14 protein-coding genes are annotated in these 12,466 nt (G+C 29.4%); 3 read left to right on the forward strand and 11 right to left on the reverse strand.

Features of this window, described 5'->3' with window-relative positions:
- Window positions 1-419: cyclic nucleotide-binding domain-containing protein (locus U9R42_07335; protein ID MEA3495833.1), on the reverse strand; the 419-nt coding region annotated here is incomplete at its 3' end.
- A 339-nt stretch (window positions 420-758) separates the two neighbouring features.
- Here U9R42_07335 and U9R42_07340 point away from each other — a divergent pair.
- Together U9R42_07340 and rdgB are read left to right on the forward strand one after the other, a co-directional pair.
- Window positions 759-1,982, forward strand: a complete 1,224-nt coding sequence (locus U9R42_07340) for a cysteine desulfurase (GenBank protein ID MEA3495834.1) — start codon at window positions 759-761, stop codon at window positions 1,980-1,982.
- Window positions 1,983-2,042: 60 nt separating this feature from the next.
- Window positions 2,043-2,633: an RdgB/HAM1 family non-canonical purine NTP pyrophosphatase gene (rdgB, locus tag U9R42_07345; GenBank protein ID MEA3495835.1), complete on the forward strand. Its 591-nt coding sequence runs from the start codon at window positions 2,043-2,045 to the stop codon at window positions 2,631-2,633.
- 21 nt (window positions 2,634-2,654) lie between these two features.
- On the opposite strand, the gene atpG is transcribed toward rdgB, so the two are convergent.
- The 10 genes from atpG to U9R42_07395 form a co-directional block, all read right to left on the reverse strand.
- Window positions 2,655-3,533, reverse strand: coding sequence for an ATP synthase F1 subunit gamma (gene atpG / locus U9R42_07350; protein ID MEA3495836.1), 879 nt, complete (start codon window positions 3,531-3,533; stop codon window positions 2,655-2,657).
- Between the two features lie 44 nt (window positions 3,534-3,577).
- Window positions 3,578-5,158, reverse strand: coding sequence for a F0F1 ATP synthase subunit alpha (atpA, locus tag U9R42_07355; protein MEA3495837.1), 1,581 nt, complete (start codon window positions 5,156-5,158; stop codon window positions 3,578-3,580).
- A 20-nt stretch (window positions 5,159-5,178) separates the two neighbouring features.
- On the reverse strand, window positions 5,179-5,721 hold the full coding sequence (gene atpH, locus U9R42_07360; protein ID MEA3495838.1) for an ATP synthase F1 subunit delta: 543 nt from the start codon (window positions 5,719-5,721) through the stop codon (window positions 5,179-5,181).
- A gap of 11 nt (window positions 5,722-5,732) precedes the next feature.
- Window positions 5,733-6,230 carry a F0F1 ATP synthase subunit B gene (gene atpF / locus U9R42_07365; protein MEA3495839.1) on the reverse strand — a complete coding sequence of 166 codons (498 nt, stop codon included), beginning with the start codon at window positions 6,228-6,230 and terminating at the stop codon, window positions 5,733-5,735.
- 80 nt (window positions 6,231-6,310) lie between these two features.
- Window positions 6,311-6,544 carry an ATP synthase F0 subunit C gene (gene atpE / locus U9R42_07370; GenBank protein ID MEA3495840.1) on the reverse strand — a complete coding sequence of 78 codons (234 nt, stop codon included), beginning with the start codon at window positions 6,542-6,544 and terminating at the stop codon, window positions 6,311-6,313.
- Window positions 6,545-6,577: 33 nt separating this feature from the next.
- Window positions 6,578-7,714: a F0F1 ATP synthase subunit A gene (atpB, locus tag U9R42_07375; protein MEA3495841.1), complete on the reverse strand. Its 1,137-nt coding sequence runs from the start codon at window positions 7,712-7,714 to the stop codon at window positions 6,578-6,580.
- A gap of 23 nt (window positions 7,715-7,737) precedes the next feature.
- Window positions 7,738-8,115, reverse strand: a complete 378-nt coding sequence (locus U9R42_07380; GenBank protein MEA3495842.1) for a hypothetical protein — start codon at window positions 8,113-8,115, stop codon at window positions 7,738-7,740.
- A 1-nt stretch (window position 8,116) separates the two neighbouring features.
- Window positions 8,117-8,311, reverse strand: coding sequence for an AtpZ/AtpI family protein (locus tag U9R42_07385; protein MEA3495843.1), 195 nt, complete (start codon window positions 8,309-8,311; stop codon window positions 8,117-8,119).
- Window positions 8,301-8,729 (reverse strand): polymer-forming cytoskeletal protein, encoded by a 429-nt coding sequence (locus U9R42_07390; GenBank protein MEA3495844.1) that lies wholly within the window; start codon window positions 8,727-8,729, stop codon window positions 8,301-8,303. Before U9R42_07390 ends, U9R42_07385 begins: the two co-directional genes overlap by 11 nt.
- Window positions 8,730-8,765: 36 nt before the next feature.
- A complete protein-coding gene (locus U9R42_07395; GenBank protein ID MEA3495845.1) occupies window positions 8,766-9,641 on the reverse strand; it encodes a M23 family metallopeptidase in 876 nt (291 codons plus the stop codon).
- 83 nt (window positions 9,642-9,724) lie between these two features.
- Here U9R42_07395 and U9R42_07400 point away from each other — a divergent pair, with 83 nt between their 5' ends.
- Entirely contained in the window at window positions 9,725-12,391 is a 2,667-nt protein-coding gene (locus U9R42_07400) for a tetratricopeptide repeat protein (protein ID MEA3495846.1), read from the forward strand.
- Window positions 12,392-12,466: the final 75 nt, after the last annotated feature.

The following is a 12,466-nucleotide window of genomic DNA, read 5'->3' on the forward strand; positions in this document are numbered from 1 at the left end:
TTAGCATGTCGCATTCTACGGGTAATAACTCTTGCAATGTTTGAAAGTACTTTTACGGCTATTGTTCCATTTTTATTAAAAAAGCTGATGTCTAAAACTAAAGTTGTTGTTATTAGCATAGCCCTTGCATTTGTTGAATGTGGTGATTTTTCCGTTAAAGAACCCTCGCCAAGAAAATCTTGTTTACTAAATATCGCTAATCGTTTTTCTTCTCCAAAAGGAGTTTTTTTAAAAAGTTCAACTTCGCCATTAAATATTATATAAATATATTTTCTGGAGTCATTTTCATAAAATAAAAATGTATTTTCTTGAAATGTCTTTTCTTTAATATTTTGAGATAAAACAAGTAATTCTTCACTACTTAATCCATTAAAAAGCTCAATTTTTTTGATGAAATCATAAATGGTATTTTCTTTCATAATAATTTTATTTAAAGGGGGGTTCTAATAATACATTTCTTTTAAGAAACAAAGATAATGAATAAGATGCAAGGCACAAATTTTTCATTGTCTATAAAAAACTCTGAAAATCTTAATGCCTGTCTGCCGACATAGGCAGGCGAATGTATTTATAGAACCCCCCTAAAGAAACTTCTAATAATACTTTTCTTTTATGAAACGAAGATAATGAATTATATGAAAAAATTTTAACGCATTTCAAATATGATTTCAATTAGTAAAACTGATAATTATAAAAACAAATTATTTTATACATTTTATCTTTAGATTTATTAAATTTGAAACAAAAAATAAAAAAGCATGAGACTCAATATTGAAAAAATAAGATTGGATTTCCCAATTCTGAATACTCAAATAAATGACAGACCTCTTGTTTATTTGGATAATGCTGCAACAACACAAAAGCCATTTTATGTTACAAAAGCTCTGGAGAAATATTACAAAGAAACAAATTCAAATGTTCACAGAGGGAATCATTTTTTAAGCCAAAAAGCAACTGAGGAATTTGAAAATTCAAGAAAAATAATTCAAGGATTAATAAATGCTAATTCTGAAAAAGAAATAATTTTCACAAAAGGTACAACAGAATCAATCAATTTAATTGCAAATGTTTTTGGAAAAAAATATATAAACGGAGGTGATGAAATAATTATTTCCGAAATGGAGCATCATTCCAATATTGTTCCATGGCAAATTGTTTGTTCAGATAGAAAAGCAAAGCTAAAAATTATCCCAATTAATGATAATGGAGAAATTATTTTTGGGGAGTTTGAACAATTGATAACTAACAGTACAAAAATTATTGCCATCAATCATGTTTCCAATACTTTAGGAACAATAAATCCTATAAAAAGAATTATTAAAAAGGCACACGAAAACAATATTGCTGTTTTGATAGATGGAGCTCAAGCAGTCCCTCATTTAAAAATTGATGTGCAAGAATTAGATTGTGATTTTTATTGTTTTTCAGGACATAAGGTTTTTGGTCCTACAGGAACAGGTGTTTTATTTGGAAAAGAAAAAATCTTGAATAAATTACCGCCTTATCAAGGGGGTGGTGAAATGATAAGTAATGTAACTTTTGAGGAAACTACTTTCAATGAGCTTCCTTATATATTTGAAGCAGGAACACCAAATATTGCAGGATTTATCGCATTAGCCGAAGCTATAAAGTATTTTACAAATATTGGTTTAGAAGATATTGCCGATTATGAATCCGAATTACTTGAGTATGCTACAAAGATGCTTTTACAAATTGAAGGACTTAAAATAATTGGTACAGCAACTAACAAAGCTAGCGTAATTTCTTTTGTTATTGACGGAATACACTCAGCTGATATTGGCACTTTGCTCGACCAAATGGGAATCGCTGTAAGAGTTGGGAATCATTGCACACAACCGATAATGGAAAGATTTAAAATTAATGGAGCAGTTCGTGCATCCTTTGCTTTTTACAATACTTTTGAAGAAATTGACATTCTTTACATGGGATTAAAACGAGCAGTTTCTATGTTGAGAGATTAGGTTAAGGCTGAGGCTAAGATTAAGAAAGGATAAAGCTGAATAAACAAATCAGTAAAAAAAATGAAACAACTAATAATTGCTTCCCACAACAAACACAAGATTGAAGAAATACGGAGAATTATGCCTGAGGGTTATAATTTACTTTCTTTGAATGATATAAATTACACCAAAGAAATTCCTGAAACAGCAGATAGTTTTAGAGGAAATGCCTTACAAAAGGCAAAAACTATAAGAAATGAAACAGCCTATGATTGTTTTGCTGATGATTCGGGACTTGAGGTGGAAATACTTAATGGCAAACCCGGAGTATTTTCGGCACGATATGCAGGTGAAGACGGCAACCATAAAAAGAATAATGAAAAATTACTAAAAGAATTGTCAGCAAAAAGCAATAGAAAAGCTCAATTCAAAACTGTAATTGCTTTGATTCTTGACGGTAAAGAATACTTTTTTGAAGGAATTGTAAAAGGCAAAATTATTACAGAACTCAAAGGAAAAGAAGGTTTTGGTTACGACCCATTATTTGTAGCTGATGGTTATAAAAACACCTTTGCTCAAATGAATGCTGAACTAAAAAATAAAATTAGTCATAGAGCTAATGCATTAAAGGAGATGATTGAGTTTTTGGAAAGAGAGAAAAAACGAGATTAACTTACTAATCTTGCATCTATTTTATATCGCATCCGAACCACTTACAATTTCAAGTATTTCATTTGTTATAGCAGTTTGTCTTGCTTTGTTGTATGTGAGTTTCAAGTCTTTGAGAATATCCTGAGCATTTTCTGTTGCTTTGTCCATAGCAGTCATTCTTGCACCAAGTTCAGAAGCATTTGATTCAAGAATTATTCTATAAAAAGAAATTTTTAATGATGTTGGAATTAGTTCATCAATAATTTCTTCCTCTGTAGGTTCGAAAATATAATTAAGTGCAACAGATTTTTCCTTGTTTTCTGTTTCCTCTTTTTGTTCAATGGGTAGGTATTGTTGAATTGTTGTATTATAAACTGCGGCATTTTTAAAACCATTAAAAATAAATTTTACAAGGTCGTATTCTTCATTCTTAAATTGCCTGAGAACTTTTGTTGCAATAGATTCTACTTTTACATAAGTACTTCCCTGTAATTCAGTATAGCTATCAATTATATTGTAATCATTTTTTTTAAAATATTCTTCAGCTTTTTTACCAATGCACAATAGGTCAATATTTTGATGTGCAGAGCCATTTGATTTCAGTTCTTCAATTATGTGAACGGTTGTTTTAATAATTGAGCTGTTATAGGAACCACATAAACCTTTATCGGCAGTAACAGGAATTAGAAGAATTTTTTGGGGAGTTCGTTTTTTATAAAATGGATTTAAAGAAATATCATCAATACCTTCAGAAAGTTGAACAATTATTTCATTTAATTTATTTGCATAAGGACGTATTTTTAATATTGCATTCTGAGCTTTTTTAAGCTTTGATGCAGCAACCATTTTCATTGCTCTGGTAATTTGCTGTGTCGATTTTACAGAGCCTATTCTTGTCCTTATTTCTTTTAAATTACTCATGTACTTTTAATAATTCTACATAAATTCAATTTGTTACAACAATATTATTTAATATAATTCGGTTCAATATCTTTAGCAACTTCAGTTAGTGTATTTTTTATATCATCATCAATTTTACCTTCTTTCAATTTGTCAAGAATATCCTGATGTTTTGTTTCAACAAGTTCAAGGTATTCTTCTTCAAAGGGAATTACATCTTTTATTGCAATATTTTTAAGCAATCCTGTTGTTCCAAGGAAAATAATCGCTATTTGTTTTTCTACGGAAACAGGAGAATATCTGTTTTGTTTAAGAATTTCAACATTGCGTTCACCTTTAGCAATAATTGATTTTGTTGTAGCATCAAGGTCGGAACCAAACTTAGCAAATGTAGCAAGTTCCCGATATTGTGCTTGGTCAATTTTTAGTGTGCCTGCAACTTTTTTCATTGCTTTTATTTGTGCATTACCACCAACCCTTGATACGGAAATACCAACATTAATAGCAGGACGAATTCCACCGTTAAAGAGGTCTGTTTCAAGAAAAATCTGACCATCGGTAATTGATATTACATTTGTAGGAATATATGCAGAAACATCCCCTGCTTGTGTTTCAATAATTGGAAGTGCTGTTAATGATCCGCCACCTTTAATTTTCCCTTTCATTGAAGGAGGAATATCGTTCATTTTTTGAGCAACTTCATCAGAGCCGATTACCTTACAAGCTCTTTCTAATAAGCGTGAGTGAAGATAGAAAACATCACCGGGGTAGGCTTCACGTCCCGGAGGTCTTCTTAACAATAATGAAACTTCACGATATGAAACGGCTTGTTTTGAAAGGTCATCATAAATCACAAGTGCTGATTTACCTCTATCTCTAAAATATTCACCAATAGCACAGCCTGCAAAAGGAGCATAAAATTGCATAGGTGAGGGATTTGATGCGGAAGCGGAAACTATTGTTGTGTATTCCATTGCACCATGTTCTTCAAGTGTTTTTACAAGTTTTGCAACATTCGCTTCTTTTTGTCCTATAGAAACGTAAATACAATAAACAGGGTCGCCCTTGTCGAAATTTTCTTTTTGATTAATTATTGCATCAATTGCTATGGTAGATTTTCCTGATTGTCTGTCTCCAATAATAAGTTCTCTTTGTCCCCTCCCGATAGGTATCATTGAGTCAATTGCTTTAATACCCGTTTGTAAAGGTTCAGAAACTGGCTCTCTAAAAATTACACCCGGAGCTTTTCTTTCTATTGGCATCTCAAATTTTTCACCGAGAATATCTCCTTTCCCGTCAACCGGTTCGCCAAGTGCATCTACAACTCTACCAAGAATATTTTCATTTACTTTAATCGATGCGATAAGCTCTGTTCTTTTTACAATATCTCCTTCGTTAATATCGGAATAGTCACCCATTAACACAACACCAACGTTGTCTTCTTCAAGATTAAGTACGATTCCTTTTGTTCCATTTTCAAATTCTACAAGCTCACCTGCCGCTACTAAATTCAAACCAAAAACATGAGCAATACCATCACCAACTTCTAAAACATAACCAACTTCTTCGAGCTTTGTTTTTGAATCAAAACCGGATAATTCCTTCCTAAGGATTGACGAAATTTCACTTGGTTTAATATCTGACATATTATTATTTTTTATTTCTTCTAATCTTTTAGAAGATGTTTTTCTAAATTTTTTATTCGATTTTCTATACTTGCATTCAACAACATATTATCATATTTAAGAGAAAAGCCTCCAATTAAGCTACTGTCAATTGTATTTGAAAGATTTACATCTTTGCAATTGCTTGTTCTTTTAATATAACTTTTAATGTCTTCAAGAATATTTTTTTCAAGTTTTATAACTGAAACAACTTCTGCTTCAAGTATTCCTTTTTCAGTACGATAGAGGCTAGTAAAACTTTCAAAAATATCAACTATCAGGGTTTCTCTTTTATTATCAACTACAATTTTTATAAAATCTATTGTTATTTTTTCAAAATTATCTTTAAATATTTTTTTTAAAATAACATATTTCTTTTGACTTTGAATTGTCGGATTTTTTAAAAGAACTGCTAACTCTCGGTTTTCTGTAACAACTTTTAGAAATAAATTAGCATTCGCAAAAACAATTTCTAAATTTTTACGCTCCTTTGCATCCTCAAGTAATGCTGTTGCATATCTTTTTATTACTCTGTAATATGCCATAAAATTTATCTCTATAAGTCTTTTAAACTTTCTTTTATTATATCCTTTTGTTTCTCAGGGTTTTCAAGTTCTTTTTTTATAACTTTTGTAGCAGTACTAATAATTATTTCCCCAATTTCTTTTTTTAACTCGTTAAATGCTTTATCCTTTTCTTTTTTTACAAGTTCTCTTGTTTCGGACATTATTTTTTTCTGTTCCTTCTTGGAGTTTGCTTTTGATGCTTCAATTATTTTGTCACTTTTTTCTTTTGCATCTTTAAGCATCTTATCCCTTTCTAATTTAGCCTCTTTAGCAAAACTCTCATTTTGTTGTTTAAGTTCAGCTATTTCCTCTCTTGCATTTTTTGCTTCATTCAAAGCTTTTTCAATGCTGTCTTCTCTCGCTTTTAAGGCTTCAGTAATTGGTTTCCAAGCATATTTTCGTAAAATAAATAACAATAGTAAAAATATTACCATTGTCCAAAACATTAACCCTAAGTCGGGCTTGAGCAAAGCATTTAGTAATATCATCTGATATTAATTTTGAGTTATAAAAATAATTAAAACCGAAAAAAATAAAATAATTACTTTATTTCGGACGGGGAAAATATTTACACTTTTCCAATAATAATAACACCTAAAACAACACCAAATAAAGCAACACCCTCAATCATAGCAGCAGTAATAATCATTGCTGAATTGATTTTGCCTGATGCTTCAGGTTGACGTGCAATTGCTTGTGCTGCATTAGCACCAATTTGACCAATACCAATACCTGCACCAAGAACAGCTAATCCTGCTGCTACACCGGCACCTAATCCAAATCCTAAATCTAATAATAACATCTTTTTGTTCTTTTGTTTTTTGTAAAAAAATTTTTAATGTTCAGTTTCTACTGCCTGTCCAATAAAAAGTGCAGACAATGTAGTAAATATATATGCTTGCAATAATGCAATTAATATTTCAATCATATCAATAAAAAGAGAAAATGCAACAGCTATTACAGATGTTGCCCAACCAACAGCAGGGACAGAACCAAGCTTGCCAAAGATAAAAATTAATGAAATAAATGATAAAATAACAAGGTGTCCTGCAATAATATTTGCAAACAAACGAATAGTAAGTGCAAATGGTTTTGTAAGAATGCTGATAAACTCAACAACAAGCATTATAGGTTTTACAAAAACAGGAATATTAGGAAACCAAAATATATGTTGCCAATAACTGCGTTTTCCGTTAATATTAATTGTTACCATTGCTATTAATGCTAATGTAGCGGTAACAGCAATATTCCCTGTAACATTTGCTGAAAATGGAATAATACCCATCATGTTCAAAAACCAGATAAAAAAGAAAAAGCTTAGAAGAAGTGGTAAAAATCTTTTGTAATGAGTAGGGATAAATTCTTTAGCTATTTCGTCTCTTACATAAATAATTATTGGTTCAAAAACAGATTGTATTCCTTTTGGAGGACTGTCAGGATTATTTTTATACTTTTTGGCAATGCTTATAAAAATCCATAAAAGCAATATTGCTGCGAAAAGCATAAAAAGAACATTTTTTGTAATCGAAATATCAACAGGTTTTAACTGTGTCAATTCTGCATTTAATTTTTTTATTTCTTCTTTATCAGTTTCACTTTTTAGTTTGTTAAGAACTTTTAAGTATTCTTCTTCTGAGTCGGGAATTAGTAATTTCCCATGAACAGCTTCGTGATTTAGATGATGCTCCTCAATGTAGCCATTATCAATAGCTTTTTCTGTTGAAAGAAATAAATTAAATTTATTTAAGCTTTTATTCCATAAAATTCGTGGTAAAGGAATTGAAGCATCAGTCCCGTCTTTTTTTGTATAAAATGTCCAAGAATAGGAATCAGCTACATGATGAAGTGCAAAACTTACTAAGTTGAACTCTTCTTTTTTAGAATGATTTTCTTCGGATGCTACAGCTTTTACATTATTAATAAAAGTTAGTAGTAGCAAAATGACAAATATGTTTCTTAAAATTACTTTCATGCTAAATTTTAAAGTTGCCAAATTTATAAATTTTTTCGCAAATATGAAACTAAAAAAACAACTTCAAACAATGTGAAAATTAAATAACTCAAAAAGAAGCTCATCGTAAATGCTATCAAGTCGTTTTCATAGGAATTAAATACAAAATAAAAATAAACAACAGCAATAATCATTTTAGCAAAAACTGACAACAAAATTAATGTTTGAAATTTTGAAGGATCTTTAGTAGCATATTTTAACATTATTAATGTAGAAGTTAGAACCAACACAAAAAACACTATGCAATTGTAAAGCATTCCAATTGCAAGACTATTATCAAAAGATTTAACAACAGGAAAAAAAGCTATTGCAAAAATTATAACTGAAAATATTAAATATTTTTTTAAAAACTTAACTATCATTTTATTTAAATAATCTTATTAATTGAATTACAACTACAACAATCATTAAGGCAGATAAAATAAGTGTAAAAATATTATTGTCGGTTTCAAAATGCTTATCAAGCCATTGCCCTGAAAAAACACCAATTAAAACAGCACCAACAATTTGAAAACCAATTCCTGAATACCTTAAATAGTTGTGTTTTTTATTTTTCACTTATCTTTTTAGAAATTTTTTCGGAATTCACTTTTGAAGTTGCTTCATTATTTTGAAGTAATTCTTTTACATTTTTATTATGCCCCATTTCACTTTTACCAATGAAAATAGCACCACTTTCTACAATTAATTTTTTAGTAAAAATATTTCCTCTAAGATTTGCTGTAGAATTAAGTTTCAACTTATCTTCCACATACACATTGCCAATGATATTACAAGAAATATCTGCATTTTTACAAACAATATCGCCTTTTACCTGTGCACTTGCTCCAAGTACTACTTTTGATTTTGTATTAATATTGCCTTCAATTTTACCATCAATACGTAGGTCAACATCCGATTGTATTTGACCGATAATGGTAGTGTTCACATTTATTGTGCTAAATGAATTTGAATTAACTTCTTCTTGTTTCTTCATGTAATTACTTTTTTTTCTTTTAAACATACTGTTTTTTTATAAAAATAAATAATCTTCAGGATTTAATGGATTTCCATTATACCAAAGTTCAAAATGCAAGTGTATCCCCTCGCTTAACTCACCACTTTCGCCTATTAACGCAATGACATCACCTGCATTTACAAAATCACCCATTGTTTTTAACAAAACAGAGTTGTGTTTATATACTGATATCAAATTGTTACTGTGTTGAATAATCAGAATATTTCCGGTTTTTACATTCCATCCGGAAAAAATAACTGTGCCATCTAAAGTTGCTTTTATTCCAACATTTTTTGATGATGCAATATCAACGGCAGGATGACCTTTCGCCAAATCAAATTTTTGTGTAACTACTCCTTTTACAGGAGGAAAAAACATTAGGTTTTGTAATTTTTTAATGACTTTATTATCCTCTTGAAAATAAACATTGTATTGCGAATCCTTTTCAAATTGTATCCTTAATATCGAATCCTCTTTTGTTTTATTAAACAATTTTATTTTATCAGAAGCTGTTATTACATTCTCTTTTTTGTAATGTTGTTTTGTGTAATCATCAACATCTCCATTTAAAATTTTAATAATATTATTAAAATATTTTTCTTTTCTTTGCAATACTAATTCAAGGGAATCTGTTCTATTAATTTGTTCTCTCAAAACTTCTCTTGTTCGAAAATCTGCATAACCGGGAATATATTCTTTTATGGAAGTAAAAGCAATAAGTAAAAATATGATTGTAGTAATAATAAATATGAAAATACTAATAATCATTATTACATTAAACCTAGATAATCGAAAAGACGTTTTTTCTTCTAATTTATCCTCTGTAAGGACAACAAAGCGATACTTGTTTTTGAACTTTTTTAAGAATTTTTGATCTTTTGAGTTATTCATTTTAAATTTAAGTACGTTTTTAACTAATTTTAAAATAATTTTGCAACTTCAAAGTTAGTTACTATTAAGTTAATAATAAAACAGTGATTGAAATTTTTAAAAAATATCGTTTTCTAAGCATTATTCTCATTCTTCTTACACTTGTTAGTTGTGAATCTTTAAAAGATAGTTCATTATCACGTATTTATCACAATGTAACTGCTCATTACAATATTTATTTTAATGCCAATGAAATATTTAATGAAATGGTGTTGGAAACTGAAGAAAGCCATGTTGATGATTATAATTCAATTTTGGATGTTTATCAATTCGGGACAGTAACGAGTTTAAAAAATAATGCTTCATCATCGGATAGAATTATTAAGAAGTGTACAAAAATTTTTGACAAACATAAAAAGTGCGATTGGATTGATGATAGTTATTTTCTTATTGGCAAAGCATATTTTTACAAAGCTGATTTTTATTCAGCAATGGAAACTTTTCAGTATGTTATTTCAAAATATAAAAGTACAGATATTGCATACGAAGCAATGCTTTGGATGGCTTATTCAAAAATTCAGATTAATAAATATTCTGAAGCTCAAGCACATGTAACATTAATGAACAACAATGAATCATTTCCTAAACAACTCAAAAAAGAACTTTCTCTTACTGATGCACATATAAATATTTTAATTAACGATTACTTGTCTGCTATAAAATCTTTGGAAAAGGCAATCCCTCAAGAACGTAAAAAAGATTATAAAACAAGGTATAAATTTATTTTAGCTCAACTGTATCAAAATATTGGAGACACTATTAAATCCCGAGATCTCTATGAAGATGTTATTAAGAGAAATCCACCTTACGACATGGCTTTTAATTCAAAAATTGAAATTGCAAGAAGCTATGATATCAGGGATGAAAAAACTGCAAAACCAATTAAATCATTGCTGTACAAAATGCTTAATGACGATAAAAATATTCAGTATCTTGATCAGATATATTTTGAGATTGCAATTATTGATTTAAAATTAGGAAATGTTAAAGAAGCTGAAAAAAACCTGAAACTTTGTATTGAACACAGTAGTGGTAACAAAAATCAGAAAGCTATTGCATTTTTAAAACTTGCAGAATATTATTATGAATTACCCGATTATCCACTTGCAAAAGCATACTACGATAGCACAGGATTGTTTCTTGACAAAAATTATCCTGAATACAATGAAATAGTTGAAAGAAACAAACTTATAAGTTTACTTGTAGCAAATCACGTAACAGTACAAACAGAGGACAGTCTTCTTTACCTTGCTAATTTATCTGATAAATCAAGAGATAGTATAATTGATGTTGCTTATAATGAAGAGCAAAGAATGAAAATGGAAGAAGAAAAAAAAGAACGTGAAAAAAGAAGTAGGGAAGAGCAGGAAATGCGATTTAATAGAAACCAGCTAAGAAACAGAAATATGATGCCACCGGGAATGCAGGGAGGATTAAAAGGAAGTAATGAATGGTATTTTTACAATGACAATTCCATGAAAATGGGTGAATCTGAATTTGAAGTTAGGTGGGGGAAAAGAAAGCTTGTTGACAATTGGAGAATATCAAGTAAGGCTTCTGAATCTTCTACTATGCCATCAGAAATGGATTCTAATGAAGTACAAGCCGAAGAAATTGTTGCTGAACTTACTGATGAAGATAAAAAGTTTTTAAGTGAGCAATTAAAAAACATTCCCAAAGTAAAAAGAAAATATTATGCGGATGTTCCTTTTACCAAATCACAAAAAGTAGCGGCAAACAAAAGAATTACAGAAGCACTAAAAAAAATTGGAGATATTTATCATACTGAACTTTATGATACTGCAAATACAAAAAAAACATTTGAAGGATTATTAAAAAGATATCCTGATGGTAAGTACTCCGCTCTGTCACATTACATCCTTTACAATATTTATGACAACAAAAATATTAAGAAAAAAGCCCATAAAGATAGCATCTTAGCCAAATATCCTGATAGTGATTACGCAATTCTAATTAATGACCCTAACTATTTCAAAAATCAAAGGCAAAACCAAAGTGTTGAAATAAAAGCATTGTACCAAAGTGCATACAAAAGTTTTAATGAAAATAATTGTAGTAAAGTAATTGAGATATATAATCAAAGTGAGAAAGATTACCCTAAAAATTATAAAAGTAAAGAACTTGAATATTTAAAAATACTTTGTGTTGGCAAAAGCGGAGCAAAAGACGAATTTGTAAAATCACTGAATTCCTTTATAAACAGTACTGCAAATAAGGAGCTTACTGATCATGCTCAATCAGTAGTAGATTACCTTACTGCCGAAGAAAAACCTGAAACGGGGGAAGGTGTTGCTGAAATAGATTCTTTTTTGATTAAATCGCCATACTCCATCAATATAGATATTCCACATTTATTTATTTTTCTTTTTGAAACAAGAAAAGTAAATACTCAAAAACTCAAAATATCATTCTCAGATTACAATGCTGAATATCACGAGCTTGAAGAGTTACAAGTTTCAACCTTTATTTTTGATGAGAAAAGACAAATTCTTGTTGTAAGGCAATTTGATAATTCAAGGAAATCAACAGAATATCTAAAAAGCCTTTTATCAGATGATAAGTTTTTAATAAAGATAAAAAACAGACATCCGGAAGTAAGTATTATCAGTCAGGAAAATTTTAATATTTTACTTAGAGAACAAGAATACAAAGAGTACAAAGAGTTTTTTAAACGATACTATAAGAATTAAATGTTATTTGTTTAAACGCAGAGTCGCAGAAACGCAGAGGAAAATTAACAAAAAAAGTCAACCTTATTCAGGCAA

The organism is Bacteroidota bacterium (assembly GCA_034723125.1).
In the GTDB taxonomy this organism is placed as follows: domain Bacteria; phylum Bacteroidota; class Bacteroidia; order CAILMK01; family JAAYUY01; genus JAYEOP01.

Excerpts from the sequence above, each read along its gene's own strand:
- U9R42_07340 (MEA3495834.1), top strand. The coding sequence starts at position 759 with ATGAGACTCAATATTGAAAAAATAAGATTGGATTTCCCAATTCTGAAT.
- rdgB (MEA3495835.1), top strand. The coding sequence starts at position 2,043 with ATGAAACAACTAATAATTGCTTCCCACAACAAACACAAGATTGAAGAA.
- atpG (MEA3495836.1), bottom strand. The coding sequence starts at position 3,533 with ATGAGTAATTTAAAAGAAATAAGGACAAGAATAGGCTCTGTAAAATCG.
- atpA (MEA3495837.1), bottom strand. The coding sequence starts at position 5,158 with ATGTCAGATATTAAACCAAGTGAAATTTCGTCAATCCTTAGGAAGGAA.
- atpH (MEA3495838.1), bottom strand. The coding sequence starts at position 5,721 with ATGGCATATTACAGAGTAATAAAAAGATATGCAACAGCATTACTTGAG.
- atpF (MEA3495839.1), bottom strand. The coding sequence starts at position 6,230 with ATGATATTACTAAATGCTTTGCTCAAGCCCGACTTAGGGTTAATGTTT.
- atpE (MEA3495840.1), bottom strand. The coding sequence starts at position 6,544 with ATGTTATTATTAGATTTAGGATTTGGATTAGGTGCCGGTGTAGCAGCA.
- atpB (MEA3495841.1), bottom strand. The coding sequence starts at position 7,714 with ATGAAAGTAATTTTAAGAAACATATTTGTCATTTTGCTACTACTAACT.
- U9R42_07380 (MEA3495842.1), bottom strand. The coding sequence starts at position 8,115 with ATGATAGTTAAGTTTTTAAAAAAATATTTAATATTTTCAGTTATAATT.
- U9R42_07390 (MEA3495844.1), bottom strand. The coding sequence starts at position 8,729 with ATGAAGAAACAAGAAGAAGTTAATTCAAATTCATTTAGCACAATAAAT.
- U9R42_07395 (MEA3495845.1), bottom strand. The coding sequence starts at position 9,641 with ATGAATAACTCAAAAGATCAAAAATTCTTAAAAAAGTTCAAAAACAAG.